Source organism: Roseovarius aestuarii, assembly GCF_019966515.1.
Lineage (GTDB): Bacteria > Pseudomonadota > Alphaproteobacteria > Rhodobacterales > Rhodobacteraceae > Roseovarius > Roseovarius aestuarii.
Genome location: NZ_JAIMIB010000002.1, coordinates 266916 through 290190, shown reverse-complemented (window position 1 = coordinate 290190; position 23275 = coordinate 266916). Strand labels below are relative to the sequence as shown.

The window sequence follows — 23275 nt, the reverse complement described above, 5'->3', positions numbered from 1 at the left end:
TCGTAGCCCGAAGGTTCTGGGAGAGTAGTTTTACTCGGCAGCGGCGCGGATTTCGGCGACAAGTGCCTTGAAATCATCGCCCTTGTCGGCCGAATACTTGTCCTGCACGCGCTGACCGGCGGCAATGAAATCGCTGCGGTCGAACTCGGCGGTTTTCATGCCACCTTCACCAGTCAGGAAGGCACGGATGCCGTCAACCTGCTTGGTCATTTCCTCTTTCTGATAGATCCCGGCCTCGTGCGCCGCCCGCATCACAGCCTCACGCTGGCTGTCGTCCAGCTTGTCCATGATCCGGCTGCTGGCAAAAAGCGGTGAGAAGTATGTGAAATGCTCGAGCACGGTGAAATGCGGCATGATTTCATAGAATTTCTGCGACTTGATGAAGGAGGTACCGTTGTCCGCCCCTTCGACAGTTCCGGTTTGCAGCGCGGTCGGCGTGTCGGCCCAGGGCAGCGGGATCGGTGCAGCGCCGAATTCGCTGAAGGTGTCGATCATCACCTGGTTCTTGGGCACACGCACCTTGAGGCCTGCCATATCCTCCATCTTGGTGATCGGGTTGCGTGAATTATAGAAATCACGATCGCCGACAAAACCGAAGGTCAACAGGTGAACGCCGGTGGCCTCATGCAATTGGCCCGCGAAATTCTGACCGACCTCACCTTCAAGCACTCGGTAGGCATGCGCCTTATCCTCAAAGATATAGGGCAGCACAAAGGCGTCCATCAGCGGGAAGTGGGGAGAGATATTGTTGCCGGTGATCACGTGCATGTCGACGGTGCCAAGTTGCATCGCCTTGAACGCCTCATCCTCGCCCATGAGCTGACCACAGCACCGAACCTTCACGTCGATGCTGCCGCCTGAATATTCCTCGGCAAGCTCCTCGAACTTATCGGCCAGAACAGCGTAGGAACTGCCTTCGGCGGCGGCATATCCCAGGTTGATGACAACATCCCCGGCCAGCGCCGGTTGGGCGGCCAGGCTGAGGGCCATGATAGATGCCGCGAGGGGCATTGATTTAAGGCTTGGCATTGATCTCTCCATTTTGATTTTTTTGTTATTGGTCGAGATTGCCACAAGAACGCTTGCGTGTATAATATCAATTCGGTCACTACTGATAACAAAAAAGCATCATGAAAATTGGCCTTCGTCATATCCGCTATTTCATTGCCGTAGCGGACGAGTTGCATTTTCGCCGGGCCGCCGTGCAATTGGGCGTGGCGCAACCGGCGCTCAGCCGTGCCATTCAGCACCTTGAACAGGAGCTGGAAGTGGTGCTGTTTGACCGGTCAAACCGGAACGTCCGTATCACGGATGCCGGGCGCAGGTTTCTGGATGGGTGCAAAGGCATCATGAATTCGGTCGAGCACACGATCGAAGATGCCCGCCGGGTGCATCATGGACAAATAGGGAACCTGCGGATCGGCTATACCGACATGGCCATCGCCGGTGTTTTACCGACCTTGCTGAAGGCGTTTCAAGTGCAGGAGCCGAGGATCGTTTTACAACCTCATCACGATGTGACCTCGCGGCAGTTGCAGAAGCTGGACGAAGGCGTACTCGATATTGGCTGCGTCACCGGTCCGATTAATCGGTCCGGTTTTGAGCAACTCCCCATTCAATCGGAAAAACTGATATGTGTCGTCTATGAAAGCCATAGGCTGGCCGACCGTCGCAGCATCCATCTTGAAGAGCTGGCGCATGAAGATTTCGTGCATGGGCCAACGAAAGACTGGGAACATTTCTATTCATACCTGATCCCGCTTTGTCGTAAATCTGGGTTCATACCCAGTATCGTTCAGGAGGCTTATAACTCGGCTGGTATTCTCGGCCTTGTCGCATGTGGCATGGGCGTAACGGTGCTTACCGAGAGTAGTCGAAAAACTCTTCCAAATGGCCTCGTCCCGCTGGAGCTTGACGGCGTGACCGAGCGGCTGCAGACCGTTGCCTTGTGGAAGACAGATACCATGACAGGCTCAAAGTCGTTGTTCATCGACTATTTATGCCGGAAATCACGCGAAGATGGCGGCGTAAGCTAGCATTGGGACAGTAAAAAGGGGCGCTCCAGATGACGCGCCCCTCTTTAGATAAGTGATATGAAGGCGTCAGTGCGCCGTGGCGCCCGGACCTTCGCCCTCGCTTTTCAACGCGGCCTCGGCGGCGGCAGCTTCTTCCGCGGCCTCGTCCCAATCCACCGGCGTGGGTGTTTCCGTCAGCGCATGTCGCAGCACGTCGCGCACATGTTCGACCGGGATGATCTCGAGCCCCTCTTTCACGTTATCGGGGATCTCGGCCAGATCCTTTTCATTTTCCGCCGGGATCAGAACACGCTTGATGCCACCACGAAGGGCCGCCAGAAGCTTTTCCTTCAATCCGCCGATGGGCAGCGCATTGCCGCGCAACGTGACCTCGCCGGTCATGGCGATATCCTTGCGGATCGGAATGCCGGTCAGCACCGATACGATCGACGTCACCATCGCTAGCCCGGCACTGGGTCCGTCCTTGGGGGTGGCGCCTTCGGGAACATGCACGTGAATATCCCATTTTTCGAACTTCGGTGGTTTGACACCAATGGCCGGCGCGATCGAGCGGACATAGCTTGACGCCGCATCGATCGATTCCTTCATCACGTCACCCAGCTTGCCGGTGGTCTTCATCCGGCCCTTGCCCGGCAGGCGCAACGCCTCGATGTTCAGCAACTCGCCGCCAACAGACGTATAGGCCAGCCCGGTGACAACACCGACCTGATCGGCCTCTTCCGCCAGTCCGAACTTGTGCTTCCGCACGCCCAGGAAATCATTCAGATTGTCCGGGGTCACCTTGATGGTCTCAGCCTCTTTCTTGATGATCCTGGTCACGGATTTCCGCGCCACCTTGGCGATCTCACGTTCAAGGTTCCGCACGCCCGCCTCGCGGGTGTAATAGCGGATCATGTCGGTCAGCGCCTCGTCTGTCAGCTCGAACTCTTTTTCCTTGAGACCGTGGTTCTTGATCTGCTTGGCCAGAAGGTGTTGCTTGGCAATCTCACGCTTTTCATCCTCGGTGTAGCCCGCCAGCGGAATGATCTCCATCCGGTCCAGAAGCGGCCCGGGCATGTTGTAGGAGTTCGCCGTTGTCAGGAACATCACGTTCGAGAGGTCATATTCGACCTCCATGTAGTGGTCGATGAATGTGCTGTTTTGCTCCGGATCGAGCACTTCGAGCATGGCGCTTGCCGGATCACCGCGAAAATCCTGGCCCATCTTGTCGATCTCATCGAGAAGAATGAGCGGGTTGGTGGTCTTGGCCTTTTTCAGCGCCTGGATGATCTTGCCGGGCATCGAACCGATGTAAGTCCGGCGATGGCCGCGAATTTCCGACTCGTCGCGCACGCCACCCAGCGAGATGCGAATAAACTCGCGCCCCGTGGCCCGCGCCACCGATTTACCCAAAGAGGTCTTACCGACGCCCGGAGGGCCGACAAGGCACATGATCGGGCCTTTCAGCTTTTTCGAGCGTTGCTGAACTGCGAGATACTCGACAATGCGTTCCTTGACCTTCTCAAGCCCATAGTGATCTGCGTCCAGCACCTCTTGAGCCTTGTGCAGGTCTTTCTTGACGCGGGATTTCACCCCCCACGGGATCGACAGCATCCAATCCAGATAGTTGCGCACCACCGTGGCCTCGGCGCTCATCGGGCTCATGTTCTTGAGCTTTTTCAGCTCGGCATCAACCTTTTCCTTGGCCTCTTTGCTCAGCTTGGTGTCGGCGATCTTGGCCTCAAGCTCCGCCAATTCGCCTTCGCCCTCTTCGCCATCGCCCAGCTCCTTCTGAATGGCCTTCATCTGCTCATTCAGATAATATTCCCGCTGGGTCCGCTCCATCTGCGACTTGACCCGGGTTTTGATCTTCTTCTCGACCTGCAGCACGCTCATCTCGCCCTGCATCAGGCCATAGACTTTCTCCAGCCGCTCGCTGACGGAAAGCGTTTCAAGCAATTCCTGCTTCTGGCCAACTTCAATGCCCAGATGCCCGGCCACCAGATCGGCCAGCTTGGCGGGTTCTTCGCTCTCGCCGACGGCCGCCAGTGCTTCTTCGGGGATATTCTTTTTCACTTTGGCATAGCGCTCGAACTCGTTGGTCACGGTTCTCAGCAATGCCTCGATAGTGGTCGCGTCACCCGGCATCTCGGTCAGATACTCTGCACGGGCCTCGAAGAAATCTTCGTTTTCAAGGTATTCGGTAATACGCACCCGCGCCACGCCTTCCACCAGTACCTTGACGGTGCCGTCGGGCAGTTTCAGCAACTGCAATACATTGGCCAGAACGCCTGCCTTGTAGATGCCAGCGGCATCCGGGTCGTCCACGCTTGGATCGATCTGGCTGCTCAGCAGGATCTGCTTATCGTCCTGCATCACTTCTTCCAGCGCCCGAACTGATTTTTCGCGGCCCACAAAGAGCGGCACAATCATGTGGGGAAATACCACGATATCGCGCAACGGCAGCACCGGGTAAGAGGCGTTCAATGGGTCTTGCATGCTCGGTTTTCCTGTCTTTGGCAAAAAGGCTCTGGCCCCGATCAATCAGCAGCCCCGGCCTTCTCCGTTTCACCTGTGTAATCTGGGTCGCTTCCGACCTGTTTTCAACCGCGTGGCAAATACAATGCCTTGAGGGGTGCACAACTACAAGCGTCAAAAAGTTAGACTAGTAGTTAAATTGGCCCGGTAGCGGTCTTTCGGGCGATATTGGTGCCACAGTGCAGTAAGAACCACATTATTGTCACCGGCTTGGTCAAAGTTTCACCATATTCAGGCGTCAGCACTGTTTCGAAATACCGAACAATCCTTCGAATTTTCTGGGATATGGAGCCAAAAATGAACGCCCAAGCCCAAGTTAGTGCGGCCAATAAGGACAAAGAAGCCTTTGCAGCCATCCGCGAGGCAAGCCACCAGGAGCAACTGGTTTTCGCCGCCCGGAAATCAGGCCGTTCCGTGCTTTCGATCCAGCGCGATTTCATGCGCCTGTCGCGCCAGAGCACCAAGATCAACATGACGGAATACCTTTTGCACGGGCTTTTTTATACCGACCGATACACGGAAGAAGAGCGGTTGACCTTCATCGGCAATAACGTGCACTGGCCGATCACCCACGCCTGCAATGATCCAAGCTGGCAGGCCAGCACCGAGGACAAGGTCATTGCCGACACTATTCTCAAGGCCGGCGGCGTCGCCGTTCCCGCTAGCCTTGCAGTGATTGACCGCACACAGCGTCTATATCCGCAATTAAAGCAAATCTCGAGCGCGGATCACCTCAGGGCGTTTTGCGTCGAACATGCAGAAAACGGAATTTTCGGCAAGATCATAGACGGAATGATCGGTTTCGGCGCGCTGCGGATCGACGCTGCGGACGAGGACGGGTTGCAATGCTTCGGCCACAACAAAATGAGCTACGATGATTTCCTGGAAAATGTGGTGGGCGACAACAAATACCTCTTGCAGCGCCGGTTGTTTAACCACGATAAGATTGCGCCTTTTGCCACGGCGCTCGCCACCGTTCGCATGGTAAATCTTGTCGACGACGCAAACGTGACCGTGCCGGTCGCCGCAATGGCCTTGTCCCAGGGCAACAATATTGCCGACGCTTTCTGGCGCGACGATAACATCGCCTGCGCCATTGACGTTCCGACAGGCCGCCTCACCACGGTGGCGCAGCGCAATCTACATGAGATCGAATATCTCGACGATCACCCGTCGGTTCCGGGCCTCAAGGGCCTGGTGCTGCCCTATTGGGATGAACTATGCGACATGAATGCACGGGCCGCGCGCCTCTTCACCCCAATCCGCTACCAGTCCACGGATATCGCCATTACCAATGACGGGCCCGTGATTGTTGAAATCAACTATGGCAGTGGGTTCGGCCTTCCGCAGCAGGCTGCCGGTCGCGGCATGCTCACACCCGAGGTGCGCGCGTTTTTCGAAGCCAATGGCTGGTCCTTCGACGGTCGCAGCAAAAACAAGCGTTCATTCTTCGGTCGGAAAAAGGGATGATAACGCGGCCAGCGCCCGTCGCCTGAACTCAGGCCAGCGTGGTTGCGGCCAATGTCGCGACGGAAAACCAACCAGCGGCGAAAACAGTAAACTTCAACATATCCAACTCCAGATCACTCACACAAACTTAAACACGCACCCAAACGTCTCCTATACCGGATTTCCTGACCTCAGAGTCAAGAACGCGGCACGAAGAAGACTATTCTCTCACGAGTTTGGCCAAAATACGAAGCAATTAGGTGAAAACAGTTTGTTTCCATCCTGACCAGTATCGAAACCACATGATCAATGGCCCCAACCTCACGTTCGGAGCCGCCCGCGCACCCGCCCGGGCAGGAAACACGCCCATACTCTTTAAAGCCTGATGACGCCGCGCAGTTAATACGCCGGACGGGATGGCGGGCGGGGCGATCCGCACTAGCGGGAGCGGCGTACCGCCAGCCTGTCCATCAACCGCTCCGGCAAGCCTGTCCATTATTGTCGCCAAAAACACGTCAAATCGGCTCGATGTCACCCTCGACACGGGTCTGGTGGAACGCGGCCTCCCACGCGGCAAACTGCTTCTCCGCGATCGCGTCGCGCATCCCCGCCATCAGATCCTGATAATACTGCAGATTATGCCAGGTCAGCAGCATACCGCTGATCATCTCCTGCGCACGAAACACATGGTGCAGATAGGCGCGCGAATAGTTGCGGCAAGCAGGACAGCGGCACTGCTCGTCCAATGGCCGCGGATCCTCCGAATGGCGCGCATTCTTGATATTGACCACGCCGCGCCGGGTAAAAACCTGCCCGGTGCGGCCCGAGCGTGATGGCAAAACGCAATCCATCATATCCACGCCGCGCTTCACCGCGCCGACAATATCATCGGGCTTGCCCACGCCCATCAGGTAGCGCGGGCGATCTTCGGGCAGAAAACCGCAGGCATAATCCAGCACGCCGAACATCGCCTCCTGCCCCTCGCCCACGGCCAGCCCGCCGATGGCATAACCGTCAAACCCGATGTCACGCAGCGCTGCCGCGCTTTCCTCGCGCAGCTCGGGCGTGACGCCTCCCTGCATGATGCCAAAAAGTGCGTGCCCCGGCCTGTCGCCAAACGCTTCTTTCGACCGGGCCGCCCATCGCATGCTCAGCCGCATGCTTTCCGCAACAGCCTCGTCGCTGGCAGGCAAAGCGGGACACTCGTCGAAACACATCACGATATTGCTGCCCAACAGCCGCTGGATTTCCATTGAGCGTTCCGGCGTCAACTCGTGTTTCGACCCGTCGATATGCGATTTGAAGGTCACGCCAGCCTCGGTCAGCTTCCTCAGCCCGGCAAGGCTCATCACCTGAAACCCACCACTATCGGTCAGGATCGGCCGCGCCCAGTTCATGAACCGGTGCAACCCGCCCAGACGGTCAATCCGCTCGGCCCCGGGGCGCAACATCAGGTGATAGGTATTACCCAGCAGAATATCCGCCCCGGTGTCACGCACCGATTCCGGCATCATCGCCTTGACCGTCGCCGCCGTGCCCACCGGCATGAAGGCCGGCGTGCGGATGTCGCCGCGCGGGGTTGATATCAGCCCGTGTCGCGCCGCTCCATCTGTTGCCAGAAGCTCAAACTGAAATTTTTTCACCATACCCAAAGGCCTTATTCGCTTTTTCCCTTCCTTAATCCCAGTTACCATATCTTGTAAAACAGATGCTCGATCCCCATATGTATACCGTAGTATACCAAAACGGAATTATCACGAGGGAACTGAATGACCGAAGACCAAATCCTGAGCCTGCTCTCATCGAACCTGCTTTATGTGCTACTGGCCGTATTGCTGATCATCGTCATCCTGCGGGCCGTCAAGATCGTGCCGCAATCCGAGCAATTCGTCGTTGAACGCTTTGGTCGCCTGCACGCGGTTCTGAAACCCGGCATCAACATGATCGTGCCGTTTCTGGACAAGGTCGCCCACCGGATTTCCATTCTGGAACGGCAACTGCCCACTGCCAGTCAGGACGCGATCACCAAGGATAACGTACTGGTGCAGGTCGAAACCTCGGTCTTCTACCGTATCACCGAGCCGGAAAAGACGGTCTACCGGATCCGCGATGTCGATGCCGCCATTGCCACCACCGTGGCCGGAATCGTCCGGGCAGAGATCGGTAAGATGGACCTCGACGAGGTGCAGTCGAACCGGAATGAATTGATCGCCACCATCAAGGAGCTGGTCGAAGATGCGGTCGACAACTGGGGTATCGAGGTTACGCGGGCGGAAATCCTCGATGTGAACCTCGATCAGGCGACGCGGGATGCCATGCTGCAACAGCTTAACGCGGAACGTGCCCGCCGCGCGCAGGTGACCGAGGCCGAAGGCCAGAAACGATCGGTCGAGCTGAACGCCGATGCCGAGCTTTACGCCGCCGAACAATCCGCCAAGGCGCGCCGTGTCCAGGCCGATGCCGAGGCCTATGCGACGAGCGTCGTTGCCGCGGCCATCGCAGAAAACGGGCTAGAGGCGGCGCAGTATCAGGTGGCGCTGAAACAGGTTGAGGCCCTCAATGCCATGGGCAACAGCCCGTCCTCATCGACCATCGTGGTGCCCGCCAACGCGCTTGAAGCCTTTGGCAACGCCTTCAACATGCTGAAAGGGAAAACATAATGGTTGATATGGCTCTGTGGTCGCTCTGGTGGGTCTGGCTGGCCGCCGCGCTTATCCTAGCCATTCTCGAGGTGCTGGCGCCGGGCTTCATGTTCCTTGGCTTTTGTATCGGGGCCGTTCTGGTGGGGTTGATGCTGCTCACCCCGTTCAGCCCCGGCCTGCCCGCGCTCATGGCAATCTTCGCCGTTCTGTCTCTGGTGGCCTGGGGCGCCCTGCGCACCCTCTTCCGCCGCGAAGACGGTGCTGCTCGTCGGTTCGATCAAGACATCAACGACTGACCGATCCCTCTTGAACCCACGCGCCGCAATCGCGATGATGCCGGATACACGCGGCCGCGTGCATTCACGAGAGGACCCCCCATGACCGACGACACCCCCCAGCCCACATTGCAATTCGGCTGGGAGGAGTGGATCAGCCTGCCTGATCTGGGCGTGCCCGCACTCAGAGCCAAGGTTGATACCGGCGCGCGCACCTCGGCCCTGCATGCGTTCGACATCGAAACCTTCGGCTCCAGTGCCAAGCCCAAGGTGCGGTTCACGGTGCATCCGATCCCCGGGCGTGACGATCTGGTCATCCCTTGCTCGGCCGAAATCGTTGACCGGCGCGAGGTCACCTCATCGAACGGCGACAAGGAGCTGCGCTACGTGATCTCCTCGTCGCTCGAGGTCAGCGGCCAGCACTGGCCCATCGAAATTACCCTGACAAACAGGGCCAACATGACCAGCCGGATGCTGCTGGGTCGTACCGCACTCAAGGATAACATTTCGATTGTGGCAACCGAGCGGTTTCAGCAACCGGAACTCAGCTACGACGTCTACCACACCGCCAAGATGCGGCAGTCCGCTCCGAAACGCTCGCTGCGCATTGCCGTGCTGTCGCGCGAGGATAATTATTCCACCCGCCGACTGGTGGAAGAGGGCGAAAAACGCGGCCACACGGTCGAGGTCATCAATACCACCCGTTGCTACATGGCGATCAACGCGATGGCGCCCGAAGTGCATTATGACGGCAAGCGCCTGCCCCGGTTTGACGCTGTGATCCCGCGCATCGGCGCATCAATCACCCCCTATGGCGCCGCGATCATCCGCCAGTTTGAAACCATCGGCACCTATTGCGTCAACGGCAGCGCGGGCATCACCGCCAGCCGCGACAAGCTTTATGCCCATCAGCTGATGGCGCGCGCCAAGATCGGCATGCCCAACACCGCCTTTGCCGCCTCGCCTCGCGATACCGGCAATATTATTGGTCTTGTTGGCACCGCGCCGCTGATCGTCAAGCTGCTGGAATCGACACAAGGCAAGGGCGTGGTGCTGGCGGAAACCAGAAAAGCGGCCGAGTCGGTCATTGACGCTTTCCGCGGGCTCAAGGCCAATTTTCTGGTGCAGGATTTTGTCAAGGAAGCCGCCGGAGAGGACATCCGCTGCCTCGTAATTGGCGGCAAGGTCGTGGCCGCGATGAAACGCACCGGGGCTGAAGGTGATTTCCGATCTAACCTGCATCGCGGCGGCTCCGCCAAATCGGTCAAGATATCCAAAGTGGAACGCGAAACCGCGATCCGCGCGGCGAGGGTTTTTGACCTGAACAAGGCCGGCGTTGACCTCCTGCGTTCCGAGGCAGGGCCGAAAGTGCTCGAGGTTAATTCGTCACCGGGGTTCGAGGGGATCGAAAACTCGACCGGCAAGAACATCGTTGGCAACCTCTACGAAATGATCGAGGCGCGTGTGCGCCCCACCCCGATCCGCCGGCGCAAAGCAAGCGCGAAAGCCTGACAACCTGCCTCAGCCGAACCGCTCTTGCCATGTGATGCAGCGTTGTGCGTCCCGTGCCTCATAGGCGTCGACAGCCTGCGCGGGGGTCAGATCAAACTGCGCCTCATCGTCTTCTCCAAGCGCTGTCAGTCGCATTGAATACCATGCCGTCACGCCTCCGCGTGGCGGCGCATCGAATACAGGAAAATCGGGATCACCACCGTCTCCAGTCAGCCAGCTATTCGCAAGACCTGGCTCAAGCACCATCGCCCGGGCCAGACTAGCCGCATCGACAAAGCCGTTTTCGACCGCATCCCGGGCCTGATCCCTGGTCTCATATCCACCGGTTGCAACGACCGGGATGCCTGTCACCTCTTTGGCGCGTCTTGCAAGTTCAATGAAATACGGCACCGATGTCGCTATACCGTCCGAGCTGGCGGCGGCGCCCGGAAAATACGTGCCGCCACTTATGTCAATCAGATCAACTAATGTCTGGTCCAAAAGGCGTATCACCGACAGCGCATCTTCTTCGGTCAGGCCGCCTTCAAGCTTGTCTGTCGCGTTGATCCTGATGCCGATCGGGAATGCCGGGCCAACCGCCTGCCTTACGGCGTCGATAACCTCGCGAATGATGCGGAACCGCCCGTCGATTGTAGCGCCGTAGGCATCGGTTCGACGATTAAAGAGTGGTGAAAGAAACTGACTGAACAAAAACCCGTGGCCTGCATGGATCTGAACACCCCCGAACCCTGCATCCTTGGCAAGCTTCGCGGTTCTCGCGTAGATGCCGGGCAGCTCGAGAATTTCATCAACTGACATGCCGTCGCATTTCAGCCCTTCGACATCCAGTGCCGACGGCCCTCTGGGGTCACTGATCGGCGCATGAGATAAAGCGCCGGCATGACCAAGCTGCGGCCATACATGTGTGCCATTTGCTGATCCCCGGCGTGCCAATGCCTGCATCGCTGGCCAATTCGCACCCGGCCCGAGCACCAAATTGCCGGGTTTCTCGGGATAGCGATGATCGCCCTGCACCTCTCCAATCAGCGATAGCGCCACGCCGCCTTCTGCCCATCTTTCATAGAGCCTGATCTGCGACTCGGTGGGGTTTCCCTGACCATCACCGAGCGAATCCGACATGGGCGATTTAATCAATCTGTTCTTGAGGCTCACGCCACAGGGCAGTTCCAACGGGCGGGCGAGCACATCATTTGAACCTTGCGTTTGATTTGTCACAGATAGCCTCCATCGTAATATTTCGATATTTCGGTATATCGAGGCAAGCCAACGCTGCCCGGCCTGTATTTGCCTTGACCTATGGTTTCAACAGCTCGCTTTCGACCGCATCCAGAAACGCGCGGATGTTTTCCTCATCACGGCGATAGAATGTCCATTGCCCGTGCCGTTCAGCCACCACGAACCCCGCCTCCCTGAGAAGCCCCATATAGGTTGAGATCGTGGATTGAGATAGTTTCGCCTTCTCCTGAATATAACCGACGCAGACCCCGTCCAGATCAGCATGCTCGGGCAGTGCGGGCGGAAAGTTGGAGCGGTCTTTGAGCCATTCCAGAATCCTGCGCCGCACAGGGTTGTTCAAGGACGATATAGATTGCTCCAGGTTCATATATCGGTATATCTCGATATCCAGATTATATGTCAAGCGCAAAGCCACGTTCTTGGGCGCGCACATTTTGTCGCGGGTCGCAACCTCTGGACGCGGTGCAGGATAATCCCTATATGTTTGCTCAGGATAACCACAGGATTTTCGGATGACCCACAGCCCAGAACCTCTCGAAGGCGCGCCCCTGATTGCGCCCTCAAGCACTGATCACCCACTTTATGATCAGGTTGTCGAGGCATGTCGCTCGGTCTACGACCCCGAGATACCGGTTAACATCTACGATCTTGGCCTGATCTATACCATTGAAATTGATGGTGAAAATGTCGTCAGAATCATCATGACCCTGACTGCGCCTGGCTGTCCGGTCGCGGGTGAGATGCCGGGCTGGGTCGCCGAAGCAGTCGAGCCCTTGGCCGGTGTGAAACAGGTCGATGTGGAGCTGACATGGGAGCCGCCCTGGGGCATGGACATGATGAGCGATGAGGCCCGGCTTGAGCTGGGTTTCATGTAGTTATTCAAAGGAATGTAAGGCGAAGCTAATGTTTGGCACCCCCGGAAAACAGGCCGTCACAATGACCGACGCCGCCGCCGCGCAAATCGCGAAACTGATGGCAAAAGACCACCATCAGGGGCTGCGTATCGGCGTGAAAAAGGGCGGTTGCGCGGGGATGGAATACACCATGGAGTATGTGGCCCAGGTTGACCCCCATGATGAGGTGGTCGAACAGGACGGTGCCCGGATCATGATCGCGCCGATGGCTCAGATGTTTCTCTTTGGCACCCAGATCGATTACGAGGTTTCGCTGCTCGAATCTGGCTTCAAGTTCAACAACCCAAACGTCACCGAGGCTTGCGGCTGCGGCGAATCCATCAAGTTCGAGGGTATGTAGCCTGATGGCAGCCTATTGAGGTTCCAGCGTTTTCAGGTGGATATAGGTTTCATCGTAACGCTTGCTTAAATGCTCTCCGGCCAGCACGTTTTCACCTGACCCTTCAGCCGCCACGTTGGTGTCGTAATTGGGATTAAAGAACATCGGGATCGACACGCGCTCCTGATCCGTGCCTTTCACCCGATGCGGCGTTGCCCGCACCTTGCCGCCGGTCCACATCTGCAGCATCTCGCCAAAGTTCACGATGAACACGCCCGGTTCTGCCGAGACGGGAATCCAACCGCCGCCACGCCTGCGCACCTCCAGCCCCGGCGTGCCGTCCGTCGCGAGCAAGGTCAGACATCCATAATCCGTATGTGTGGCGATGCCGAAATCCTTGTCCCCGGCCCATTCAGGGCGCTGCGGATAATAATTCCCGCGCAACAAAGCCATCGGGCGATCGAATTTATCATCAAAGTAACTGCTGTTCTGCCCGATCTGGGCTGCGATTTCGCGCAGGATCTGCTTTGAGACATCCATCGCCTTGCCATAGTATTTGACAATCTCTTCCCGAAATCCGGGCATGTTTTCGGGCCACAGATTGGGCGCGTAGACGCCCAGCCCCGACCGCCTAAGCGGATCATCGTCGGGCAACTCGAAACCACAGTCAAACACCTGCTTGTAATCCGGATTTGCGGCAGGATCGACCTGTTCGGACCCGGACGCCCCCCACCCGCGATTTGACCCTGAAAGGGCCATGTCGACATGCTCTTTCAACGCGTCCGGCAAGCGAAAAAAGCAGCGATATGCTGCAAGCACATCTTCAACCTCCCGCCGCGAAATGGATGTATTCCTTAAGGTTATAAATCCAACATCTTCAATACCTTGCCGCAATTTATCAATTTCACTCTCTTGTTTCTCCTGAAGCAGGACCAGGTCAATTTCGGGGATCATGACAAACCTCCATTTTCCAATAATTGGCCTTCTATCCCACAGGGCAGTGATTGCAACTCTGACTTGACTTAAGGCATCGCTTCGCGAAAAAACGCTCAATAGTTCTTACCGAAGGTTCATATAGATGAGACGCAAGCTCGCCGCCGGAAACTGGAAGATGAACGGCACGCGCGCCGCGCTCTTGGAACTACAGGCGGTGATTTCGGCACATGCCGATCCATCCGTCAATATCCTCATATGTCCGCCTGCCACCCTGCTGCGCGAAGCGGCGATACTGGCGGAAGGCTCGGCGATCAGCATTGGCGGGCAAGATTGCCATGCGGAAGTTTCAGGTGCCCATACCGGCGACATCTCGGCTGCGATGCTGGCCGATGCCGGGGCCAGCCATGTGATCCTTGGTCATTCGGAACGGCGTGAAAACCATGAAGAGTCCAGTGATCTCGTCCGCGCAAAAGCGCGCGCTGCCCATGCGGCAAATCTGATCGCGGTGATCTGCATGGGTGAAAGCCTGGCAGAACGCGAGGCCGCCAACACGCTTGATATCATCGCCGGCCAACTGGCCAGTTCGATCCCCGATGCTACCAACGCCGGGAACACGGTGATCGCTTATGAACCGATCTGGGCCATCGGCACCGGCCTGACACCCACGGTCGAGCAGATCGATGAGGTGCATGACTTCATCCGGCAAAGCCTGATCGCCCGTTTCGGCCCCGAGATCGGCGATGGCATCCCCCTGCTCTATGGCGGTTCGGTCAAACCCGGAAACGCTGCCGAGATCTTTGCCACGGACAATGTCGACGGCGCACTTGTGGGCGGTGCGAGCCTAAAGCAGAGCGATTTCTCACCGATCATCAATGCGCTGGAAGAAAGCGCCTAACGTTTTTTTGCAAAGACACCGCGGCAGCGCGCGTCGAACCTGCGCCACGACGGTGTTACCAGATCCTCCGCGTCGCTAGACCGACGCCCGCGACAACTAGCCCGACCGCAATCCAGTTCACACCCAGCGGATTGTCCGCGCCAATACCGCTCAGCGCCATCATCACCAGACCGGCACAGGTGACCAGCGCACCCAAAAGGGCTTGCAAGGGTCCGGGCAATTTCTCGCTTACCGCGCGGCTTCCCGCCTCGAACCGCAGGAAAATCAAAACCAGCGGGATTAGCAGCAACACATATAACCCCACCCAGATCGGCCGCAAAGCCCACCAGAGCCCACTTCCCGGCGCCAGTTCAAGACCAACGCCACCAGCCCAGACGGCAACACCGATCACGCCGATCATTGCAGTGATGTGCCACAAATAGACCGACATAATCATTTGATTCAGCATGATAACCCACGCCCAAGGCCGCGTGTTTTTCAGCCATTTCGACACCGGCTCTGTCAGCAGAATAATCAAACCGATCTGCGTTGAGCCAATCGCCAGCATCGCGGTGGTTGGCGGCCGCGTATTTGATATCTCTTCGCCCGGAACGCTGACCATCCCGACCGGAAAGCCCAGCTGCGCGATCAACACGTAAAGCCACACAACACCCAGTGCGATCAGCGCCAGTGCCCAGGTCTTTGGCCGCGCCGTTACGCGCCACCAATATCCGAACTGATGTACCGCAAGCCAGACAAACCCGTAATTTGACCAGCGCAGCCATTGCTGATCATAACGGAAGGCAATCGTGTCGACCGCGATCGCACCCAAGGCCAGCAAGACCACTGACACAATGCCAATACGATCCCAAAGAGCAGCGGTTACTGGTACAACCATCGTTATCATGATGTAGACCGCAAGGAACCAGATCGGCACCAGCGCCGCCTGCGACGCCGCCGCGATCAGATCGGGCGAAACGCCAATTTTGTGCGCAATGAATGCAAGAACTGCCCAAACCAGCACCAGTGGCACCGTCGGCTTCAACAGGCGCGTCAGGCGCGTCGCGGCCCAGACCCGTGTTTTTTCCGCATCGCGTTGCGCGGACGCCCACGAGAGACTGTTGGAAAACCCACCGACGAAGAAGAACACCGGCATCACCTGAAAGAGCCAGGTGGCATATTGCGTCCAGCGCTGTTCGGCCAGAAGGATTGCCAAGTCAACTTTGCCATTGCGCATCACTGCGGCCACCAGCAACCAGTGGCCCAGCACGACGAACATGATCGCAACGGCGCGATAGAAATCGACAGCACGGTTGCGGTTCTCAGGTGTCCGTTCGGCAGCCCATCGTGCGGCGGCCATCAAACCTTTCGGCATGGTTTCGGATGTTGCGGAATTATTCATGCTCTTACTCAATCCAGGATGCTTGTGCCATTGACCGGACAAGCGATTTTTGTTCGCGCCACGCTAGCAGCGCGATTAATCCAGGTCGAGAATTTTACTCTAAGGTACGGGTGTCGGTTCGCAGGCGTCTCCCAAAGGTCGCGTCGATCGCTGCGACCCTTCAGAGCGGTAGCATTGTCGTCGATTTGATTTCTTCCATCGACAAAAGCGCCGTCACGTTGTGCACCTTAACCTCGGAAATCAGCGCCTGATAGAAAGCATCGTAGGCGCGTGCATTGGCCACGCGCACCTTGAGGATATAGTCGATATCCCCCGCCAACCGGTGCGCTTCCTGCACTTCCGGTCGATCACGCAGCGCCTTTAAAAAGGTTTTCTGCCAGCCCGCATCATGTTCCGATGTGCGGATCAGCACGAAAAAACAGGCCTCGAACCCAAGGGCGTCTGCGTCCAGCAACAAAGTCTGCTGCTTGATCACGCCGGCCTCGCGCATTTTGCGAATCCGATTCCAGACAGGTGTCTTTGAACTCCCCACCAGCTTGGCAATATCATCCAACGACCGACCGGCATCCTGCTGCAACTGCACAAGGATTTTTCGGTCTAGATCATCTATACGGATCGACATTCTGCATTTTCCTCATTTTCGGAACAAAGCTTAACACAGGCGAAGCTCAAAGAACATACGTCCTTATTCAGCGCTCCATCTGGCGCAATACCGGGAATATTTCCTATATAAGGACTAGTCAATCGCTTCTGGAAATATCCTGATGAAACGGCCCGGAAACAAAACGAACGCAGATACGCCACCTCCGTCCTACGGCGTGGGTTCTGTTACGTTTGTTGGCGCGGGTCCCGGCGACCCGGAACTGCTGACGCTCAAAGCCGCAAACGCGCTGGCGGCATCGGATATCGTGATCCATGACCGTCTGGTCAGCGACGAAGTTCTTGAACTGACCGGTGCCCAAGCCGTGTTGATCAATGTTGGCAAGAAAGGCTTCGGTCCGTCGGCACATCAGGACGATATCAATGCGCTGATCGTCGAACATGCGATTGCGGGCGCGCGCGTCGTTCGTCTCAAAGGTGGCGATCCAACTGTCTTTGGCCGCCTTGATGAAGAGATCGAGGCCGTCAAAGCCGCTGATATCAGCTGGAGCGTTATTCCCGGCATCACCGCCGCATCAGCCAGTGTCGCGGCCATCGGCCAGAGCCTGACAAAACGCGGACGCAACGCCTCAGTCCGGCTGCTGACCGGTCACGACATGAAAGGCTTCGCTGATCATGACTGGGTCGCGCTGGCGCGTCCCGGTGAGGTTGCGGCGATCTATATGGGCAAGAAATCCGCCCGTTTCATTCAGGGCCGCCTGATCATGCACGGCGCTGACCGCGCGACGCCGGTGACGGTGGTTGAAAATGCCAGCCGCCCAGATCAGCGCATTCTGGCGACAACGCTGGATGCCCTGCCCGTCGACCTGGGAGCCGCCGGTTTTGACGGCCCCGCACTCATGTTTTACGGGCTCGCTCCGCGCGCAGTCCGGACCACCCTCATTGATTTTTCGCAACAGGAGCTTGCCTGACATGCCCCGTGAATTCACCCCCAAAGTCGTGACCGCCAACGCCCTGATCGAAGGCGATGTGGTTTACCTGACCACTGATGACACCTGGACCCGCCGGCTGAGCGAGGCCGAGGTAATGACCGAGGAAGACCATGCCGGGCTGCGCCTGCTGCAGGCCGAAGGTCAGCCCGAACTGGTCGTTGGTGCATATCTGGCCGATGTCGCACTAAGCGAAAACGGCCCCGAACCCACCCATTTCCGCGAGGATTTTCGCCGCACCGGCCCCTCGAACTACAACCACGGCAAAAAAGCGGAGCTGAACAATGTATAACTACAACGAATTCGATACGGCCTTCGTGGCAGAGCGCAACAGGCAGTTCCGCGCCCAGGTGGAACGCCGTATCTCTGGTGCGCTGACCGAGGATGAGTTCAAGCCCCTGCGCCTGATGAATGGTCTCTACCTGCAACTGCATGCTTATATGCTGCGTGTCGCCATCCCTTATGGCACGCTCGACAGCGCCAAGATGCACAAACTGGCGGATATCGCTGACAAGTGGGACAAGGGTTATGGCCATTTCACCACCCGTCAGAACATCCAGTATAATTGGCCCAAGCTGAGCGATGTGCCAGATATGCTGGACGCGCTGGCCGAGGTCGAGATGCATGCAATCCAGACCAGCGGCAATACCATCCGCAACGTGACCGCCGACCATTTCGCTGGCGCCGCTGCCGATGAGATTGCCGATCCGCGCCCCGTGGCCGAACTGATCCGGCAATGGTCCACCGACCATCCGGAGTTCCAGTTCCTGCCGCGCAAATTCAAAATCGCGGTTACCGGCAGCCCGAACGACCGTGCGGTGATCAAGGCACATGATATCGGCATCCAGATCGTCGAACAGGACGGCGAGATCGGCTATCGCATCATCGTCGGTGGTGGCCTTGGCCGTACCCCGATGATCGGCAAGGTGCTGCGCGACTTCCTGCCCGAAGAAGACCTGCTGCCTTATCTTGAAGCCACGGTCAGCGTCTGGAACCTGCTGGGCCGTCGTGACAACAAGTACAAGGCGCGCATCAAGATCACCGTGCACGAGCACGGTATCGATGAGATCCGAGAGCGGGTTGAGCGAATTTTCAAGATGATCCGCCCCAGCTTCTCGGGTATCGATCAGCAACTGTTTGCAGAGATCAAGGCAGCCTTTGCAGCGCCCGAGTTCCGCGACGCGCCAGTAGCCGAGTTCGAGACCGCCTATAAGCACGACCCGATCTTCCGGTCCTGGGCCGATACCAACCTGGCCGAGCATCGTGCAGAAGGTTATGCGATCGTGCAGATCAGCCTCAAGGCGCATGGCGCGACACCCGGTGACGCGAGTTCCGAACAGATGCGCGTGATGGCTGATCTGGCTCAGAAATATGGGCACGATCAGCTACGCATCAGTCATGAGCAGAACGTGATCCTGCCGCATGTGCATAAATCCGACCTGCCGGTGATCCACGCGGTGCTGAAAAAGCACGGGCTGGCAACCGCCAATATCGGTCTGATTAGCGATATCATCGCCTGTCCCGGCATGGATTACTGTGCGTTGGCGACCGCCCGGTCGATCCCGATTGCGCAGGAAATTGCCACGCGGTTCGACGAGTTAAAACTGGAGCATGAGATCGGCGATCTGAAAATCAAGATCTCGGGCTGCATCAACGCCTGCGGGCATCACCATGTTGGCCATATCGGCATCCTGGGGCTGGACCGCGCAGGGGTGGAAAACTACCAGATTACCCTCGGCGGTGACGCGACCGAAAACGCCCGCGTCGGCGATCGCACCGGCCCCGGGTTCTCGGCGGATGACATCCTGCCCGCAATCGAGCGGATCGTTTACGCCTATCTCGACCTGCGCGCCGATGCGGACGAAACCTTCGCCCAGACCTATGCCCGTGTCGGCCTCGACCCGTTCAAGGTGGCCCTTTATGAACAGGACAAGGCCTATGCCGCAGAATGACCTGACCGAACGGGTCAGGGCGCTGAACGAACGGTATCGCCATCATTCGGCGACTTCCGTGATGCACCAGGCGCTCAAAGACCCATATGCTGGTAAGCTGGCGCTGGTTTCCAGCTTCGGGGCGGAATCTGTTGTGCTGTTGCACATGGTGTCGGTCCTCAAGCGGGATACGCCGGTGATTTTCATCGACACCGAGCTTCTGTTCACCGAAACGCTGGTCTACCAGCAGGATGTGGCCGAGCGTCTGGGCCTGACCGATCTGCGCATTCTGCACGCGTCGCAGAACAGCCTGTGGATGCAGGATCCAAAGAACGATCTGCACAAAAGCGATCCTGACGCCTGCTGCAATCTGCGCAAAACCCTGCCCCTGCAGGCGGCATTGCACAGTTTTGATGGCTGGATCACCGGCCGCAAACGTTATCAGGGCAACACCCGCACGGCGCTCGAACTATTCGAGGTTGAGGAGGGCACGCACCGGATCAAGGTCAACCCGCTGGCCCATTGGGCGCCCGAGGATGTCCGCACCTATATCGAGGAAAATAACTTGCCGCGTCACCCGCTGGTGGCCAAGGGGTACCCCTCCATCGGCTGCATGCCTTGCACCTCACCCGTCATGCCCGGCGAAAATCCCCGTGCCGGTCGCTGGCGCGACACTGACAAAACCGAATGTGGCATCCACTTTGTAAACGGCAAAATGATCCGAAAAGGAGAACACGCATGACCGTTATCGTAAACGACGAGGGCTTTGGCCCCGATACCTGGACCACCCCCATCACCGCGTTTGACTATCTGCGCGATGGCCACGGCGTTGACCTGCCCTCCAGTGCCGATCCCAACGAATTGCTGGGCCGCCTGCCCGAGATCGAGATGATCCGGGTGGATTTCCCCAGCTTTGCCGACGGCCGCGGCTTTACCATCGCACGCCAGTTGCGGCTGATGGGTTATAAGGGTCGCCTGCGGGCGCGGGGCCATGTGATCGCCGACCAATACGCCATGGCCCGGCGCGCCGGGTTTGACGAGGTCGAAATCAGCGACGAGCTGGCCGCCCGGCAGCCCGAAGATCAGTGGCTGTCGCGTGCCGACTGGCAAGCGCACAATTATCAGGCCCGCCTGCGCGGCTGATTGCCGCCTTCCCCTGATTTGTTTACACGACTAATGAAAGGTGCCGGTTAAAGAGCCGGCGATGCGTAATGAACGAGATTATCAACGTGACCGAAGCCAAGGCTGTTAAAGTCCCCACCCTGCCCGACGCGCAGACCGTGACGCAGGTGAAACACTGGACGGACCGGCTGTTTTCCTTCCGGGTGACCCGGCCTGCCAGCCTGCGCTTCCGCTCGGGCGAGTTTGTGATGATCGGCCTGATGGGCGATCCCGATCCCAAGACCGGCAAGCAAAAACCGCTGCTGCGGGCCTATTCCATCGCCTCGCCCTCGTGGGATGAAGAGCTGGAGTTCTATTCGATCAAGGTTCAGGACGGCCCGTTGACCAGCCGTTTGCAGCACATCCAGCCCGGTGACGAGATCATCCTGCGCCCAAAACCCGTGGGCACGCTGGTGCATGACGCGCTGCTGCCGGGAAAACGCATCTGGTTCTTTGCCACAGGTACCGGCTTTGCGCCTTTCGCCTCGCTGCTGCGCGACCCGCAGACCTATGAGGATTACGATGAGGTCATCATCACCCATACCTGCCGTGAAGTGGGTGAGCTGACCTATGGCGCCGAGCTGATTGAAAGCATCCGCAAGGACGAGCTGCTGCAGGAACTGATCGGCGAAGAAAACCTGAAAAAACTGCGCTATTACCCAACCACCACGCGTGAGACCAGCCCCAAGATGGGCCGGATCACCGACCTGATGCGCTCGGGCGAGGCGTTTACCGATCTCGGCGTGGCACCGCTCAGCCCCGAAAACGACCGGGCCATGGTCTGCGGCAATCTGGCTTTCAATCTGGAATTGAAAGAGATGCTGGAAGGCTACGGATTGCGCGAAGGCGCCAATTCTGCGCCCAAAGAATACGTGGTCGAAAAAGCGTTCCTGGACTGAAGGTCACACCCGACCCATTAAAAAACCCGCGCCGGATAACCGACGCGGGTTTCTTTTTTTAAAGCCGTATGGGGCTATTCCATGCCGAGCGCCTGTCGGATGGTCGCAAGCGCTGTTTCCAGTGCGTCTGGACTATCCTTGGCGGCCGCGACAGTCTCCTGCAACATGCTTTTGGTGAGATCGGCAAGATCAGAGTTCTGGATCATCTCGTTGACCTTATCGAGATCGAAGTTTTCGACTGTCAGGGCATCAGTCGCGTCACTTGCGGCATCTGCCGTTGCGTCGGCTGCTTCGTTCGCCGTATCAGCGGCGGCATCGGTTGCCTCTTCAGCAGTCTCGGCAGCGGCGTCGCTCGCAGCGTCAGCGGCTTCGGTTGCAGTATCCGCAGCCTCTTCGGCGGTTCCGGTCACGCTGTCCACGGCATCAGACGCCGCGTCTGCGGCGGTTTCGGCGGCCTCGGCGGCGGTGTCCATCGCCTCGTCGGCAGCTTCAGTCGCGGTATCTGCCGCGCCTTCGGCCAGATTGGCTGCGCCATCCACCGCATCGCTGGCCGCATCAGCGGCACCATCGACAACATCGGATACCGCATCGACGGTCGAATCGACAGCTTCCTGCGCCGTATCTGCAGCAGTATCTGCCGCCTCACCTACGGCATCCGCCGCTTCTTCGGCTGCTTCGGTGGTGCTCTCGACCGCATCCGACACGGTTGTGTCGCCACTCATGGAATCGGTGATCTCATCTACCGATTTACCGGTAAACAGCATGTAGCCACCGACCAATACGGCCGCGGCAATAACTATCCAAATTAGATTTCTCATCAAGGTTCCTCTTTATTTTCAGGCCCTTCGCAAAATTGCGGACCTCATTAACTGCGATTCATCAGATGCAGTCGGAAATGGAAAGGCACAAGGGGGAATGTGAACGATTTCGGCTCAGATCAGCCGATTTTGGCGCTTGAATCACCCGGCGGGCGCGGATAGTTTGCAGCCTCAGACAGAATGCTATTGAAGGATCAAAACCATAGCTCGTAGACCCCACAACGCGCCACCTACGCGCGACACCGGACCCCGCGTCAACGAAAATATCCGCAGCACGGAAATCCGCCTGATCGGCGCAGATGGCGACAATGTCGGTGTGGTGTCACCCGAGCAAGCCCTTGGTATGGCTGAAGAAGCCGGGCTTGATCTGGTTGAGATTTCCCCAAATGCCAATCCACCGGTCTGCAAGATCATGGATTACGGCAAGTACAAATACGAACAGCAAAAGCGTGAATCCGAGGCCCGCAAAAAGCAGAAGGTCATTGAGGTCAAGGAAATCAAATTCCGGCCCAACACCGACACGCATGACTATGACGTCAAAATGCGCAACGTCACCAAATTCCTGGAAAACGGCGACAAGGTAAAGATTACCCTGCGTTTCCGTGGCCGCGAAATGGCGCATCAGGAACTGGGGCGCGAGTTGCTGGAACGTGTGGCCGAAGATACCAAAGAGATCGGTAAGGTCGAGCATATGCCCAAGATGGAAGGGCGTCAGATGATCATGGTGATCGGCCCGGTCGCGCGGTAAGCGCAACTAAAGTGATT

The 23275-nt window shown here is 57.8% G+C and carries 24 protein-coding genes; 15 read left to right on the top strand and 9 right to left on the bottom strand.

Features of this window, described 5'->3' with window-relative positions; all coding sequences use genetic code 11:
• Positions 1–30: 30 nt before the first annotated feature.
• Positions 31–1029, bottom strand: coding sequence for a TRAP transporter substrate-binding protein (locus tag LC334_RS04570; protein WP_176237620.1), 999 nt, complete (start codon positions 1027–1029; stop codon positions 31–33).
• Between the two features lie 101 nt (positions 1030–1130).
• Here LC334_RS04570 and LC334_RS04565 point away from each other — a divergent pair, with 101 nt between their 5' ends.
• A complete protein-coding gene (locus tag LC334_RS04565; RefSeq protein ID WP_085799058.1) occupies positions 1131–2036 on the top strand; it encodes a LysR family transcriptional regulator in 906 nt (301 codons plus the stop codon).
• A gap of 66 nt (positions 2037–2102) precedes the next feature.
• Here LC334_RS04565 and lon read toward each other — a convergent pair whose 3' ends face one another.
• Entirely contained in the window at positions 2103–4514 is a 2412-nt protein-coding gene (lon, locus tag LC334_RS04560; protein WP_085799057.1) for an endopeptidase La, read from the bottom strand.
• A 336-nt stretch (positions 4515–4850) separates the two neighbouring features.
• On the opposite strand from lon, the gene LC334_RS04555 reads away from it, so the two are divergent.
• A complete protein-coding gene (locus LC334_RS04555; RefSeq protein WP_176237619.1) occupies positions 4851–6023 on the top strand; it encodes a sugar-transfer associated ATP-grasp domain-containing protein in 1173 nt (390 codons plus the stop codon).
• A gap of 494 nt (positions 6024–6517) precedes the next feature.
• On the opposite strand, the gene tgt is transcribed toward LC334_RS04555, so the two are convergent.
• On the bottom strand, positions 6518–7648 hold the full coding sequence (gene tgt, locus LC334_RS04550) for a tRNA guanosine(34) transglycosylase Tgt (protein ID WP_085799055.1): 1131 nt from the start codon (positions 7646–7648) through the stop codon (positions 6518–6520).
• Positions 7649–7771: 123 nt separating this feature from the next.
• Between tgt and LC334_RS04545 the strand changes: the two genes are divergently transcribed.
• From LC334_RS04545 to rimK, 3 genes are all read left to right on the top strand, one after another.
• On the top strand, positions 7772–8662 hold the full coding sequence (locus LC334_RS04545; RefSeq protein WP_085799054.1) for an SPFH domain-containing protein: 891 nt from the start codon (positions 7772–7774) through the stop codon (positions 8660–8662).
• Complete coding sequence (locus LC334_RS04540; protein WP_085799053.1) at positions 8662–8940, top strand: NfeD family protein; 279 nt, start codon at positions 8662–8664, stop codon at positions 8938–8940. Before LC334_RS04545 ends, LC334_RS04540 begins: the two co-directional genes overlap by 1 nt.
• An 81-nt stretch (positions 8941–9021) precedes the next feature.
• Positions 9022–10431: a 30S ribosomal protein S6--L-glutamate ligase gene (gene rimK, locus LC334_RS04535; protein ID WP_085799052.1), complete on the top strand. Its 1410-nt coding sequence runs from the start codon at positions 9022–9024 to the stop codon at positions 10429–10431.
• A 9-nt stretch (positions 10432–10440) separates the two neighbouring features.
• Here the strand turns inward: rimK and LC334_RS04530 are convergent, their stop codons facing one another.
• Positions 10441–11616 (bottom strand): oxidoreductase, encoded by a 1176-nt coding sequence (locus LC334_RS04530; RefSeq protein ID WP_223412887.1) that lies wholly within the window; start codon positions 11614–11616, stop codon positions 10441–10443.
• 109 nt (positions 11617–11725) lie between these two features.
• Positions 11726–12007: an ArsR/SmtB family transcription factor gene (locus LC334_RS04525; RefSeq protein ID WP_244900030.1), complete on the bottom strand. Its 282-nt coding sequence runs from the start codon at positions 12005–12007 to the stop codon at positions 11726–11728.
• Between the two features lie 172 nt (positions 12008–12179).
• Between LC334_RS04525 and LC334_RS04520 the strand changes: the two genes are divergently transcribed.
• Both LC334_RS04520 and LC334_RS04515 read left to right on the top strand, forming a co-directional pair.
• Complete coding sequence (locus LC334_RS04520) at positions 12180–12542, top strand: SUF system Fe-S cluster assembly protein (RefSeq protein ID WP_085799050.1); 363 nt, start codon at positions 12180–12182, stop codon at positions 12540–12542.
• Between the two features lie 28 nt (positions 12543–12570).
• On the top strand, positions 12571–12921 hold the full coding sequence (locus LC334_RS04515) for a HesB/IscA family protein (RefSeq protein WP_085799049.1): 351 nt from the start codon (positions 12571–12573) through the stop codon (positions 12919–12921).
• A gap of 12 nt (positions 12922–12933) precedes the next feature.
• Here LC334_RS04515 and LC334_RS04510 read toward each other — a convergent pair whose 3' ends face one another.
• Positions 12934–13854 (bottom strand): isopenicillin N synthase family dioxygenase, encoded by a 921-nt coding sequence (locus tag LC334_RS04510; protein ID WP_085799048.1) that lies wholly within the window; start codon positions 13852–13854, stop codon positions 12934–12936.
• A gap of 124 nt (positions 13855–13978) precedes the next feature.
• On the opposite strand from LC334_RS04510, the gene tpiA reads away from it, so the two are divergent.
• Positions 13979–14731, top strand: coding sequence for a triose-phosphate isomerase (tpiA, locus tag LC334_RS04505; protein ID WP_085799047.1), 753 nt, complete (start codon positions 13979–13981; stop codon positions 14729–14731).
• A gap of 55 nt (positions 14732–14786) precedes the next feature.
• Here tpiA and LC334_RS04500 read toward each other — a convergent pair whose 3' ends face one another.
• Both LC334_RS04500 and LC334_RS04495 read right to left on the bottom strand, forming a co-directional pair.
• Complete coding sequence (locus LC334_RS04500; RefSeq protein ID WP_223412879.1) at positions 14787–16085, bottom strand: acyltransferase family protein; 1299 nt, start codon at positions 16083–16085, stop codon at positions 14787–14789.
• 187 nt (positions 16086–16272) lie between these two features.
• The gene (locus tag LC334_RS04495) at positions 16273–16734 is read right to left on the bottom strand and encodes an Lrp/AsnC family transcriptional regulator (protein ID WP_085799045.1); all 462 of its coding nucleotides are present in this window, start codon (positions 16732–16734) and stop codon (positions 16273–16275) included.
• Between the two features lie 142 nt (positions 16735–16876).
• On the opposite strand from LC334_RS04495, the gene cobA reads away from it, so the two are divergent.
• The 6 genes from cobA to LC334_RS04465 all read left to right on the top strand — a co-directional run bounded on the left by cobA (position 16877) and on the right by LC334_RS04465 (position 21692).
• The gene (gene cobA / locus LC334_RS04490; RefSeq protein WP_085799044.1) at positions 16877–17683 is read left to right on the top strand and encodes a uroporphyrinogen-III C-methyltransferase; all 807 of its coding nucleotides are present in this window, start codon (positions 16877–16879) and stop codon (positions 17681–17683) included.
• 1 nt (position 17684) lies between these two features.
• Positions 17685–17993: a DUF2849 domain-containing protein gene (locus LC334_RS04485; RefSeq protein WP_085799043.1), complete on the top strand. Its 309-nt coding sequence runs from the start codon at positions 17685–17687 to the stop codon at positions 17991–17993.
• Positions 17986–19653 carry a nitrite/sulfite reductase gene (locus tag LC334_RS04480; protein WP_085799042.1) on the top strand — a complete coding sequence of 556 codons (1668 nt, stop codon included), beginning with the start codon at positions 17986–17988 and terminating at the stop codon, positions 19651–19653. Before LC334_RS04485 ends, LC334_RS04480 begins: the two co-directional genes overlap by 8 nt.
• On the top strand, positions 19640–20374 hold the full coding sequence (locus tag LC334_RS04475) for a phosphoadenylyl-sulfate reductase (protein ID WP_085799041.1): 735 nt from the start codon (positions 19640–19642) through the stop codon (positions 20372–20374). Before LC334_RS04480 ends, LC334_RS04475 begins: the two co-directional genes overlap by 14 nt.
• Positions 20371–20775: a DUF934 domain-containing protein gene (locus LC334_RS04470; protein ID WP_085799040.1), complete on the top strand. Its 405-nt coding sequence runs from the start codon at positions 20371–20373 to the stop codon at positions 20773–20775. The genes LC334_RS04475 and LC334_RS04470 overlap by 4 nt, the downstream gene beginning before the upstream one ends.
• Before the next feature lie 68 nt (positions 20776–20843).
• Positions 20844–21692, top strand: coding sequence for a ferredoxin--NADP reductase (locus tag LC334_RS04465; RefSeq protein WP_085799039.1), 849 nt, complete (start codon positions 20844–20846; stop codon positions 21690–21692).
• 74 nt (positions 21693–21766) lie between these two features.
• Here the strand turns inward: LC334_RS04465 and LC334_RS04460 are convergent, their stop codons facing one another.
• A complete protein-coding gene (locus LC334_RS04460; RefSeq protein WP_085799038.1) occupies positions 21767–22510 on the bottom strand; it encodes a hypothetical protein in 744 nt (247 codons plus the stop codon).
• Positions 22511–22703: 193 nt separating this feature from the next.
• On the opposite strand from LC334_RS04460, the gene infC reads away from it, so the two are divergent.
• The gene (infC, locus tag LC334_RS04455; RefSeq protein ID WP_317850390.1) at positions 22704–23258 is read left to right on the top strand and encodes a translation initiation factor IF-3; all 555 of its coding nucleotides are present in this window, start codon (positions 22704–22706) and stop codon (positions 23256–23258) included.
• Positions 23259–23275 lie beyond the last annotated feature (17 nt).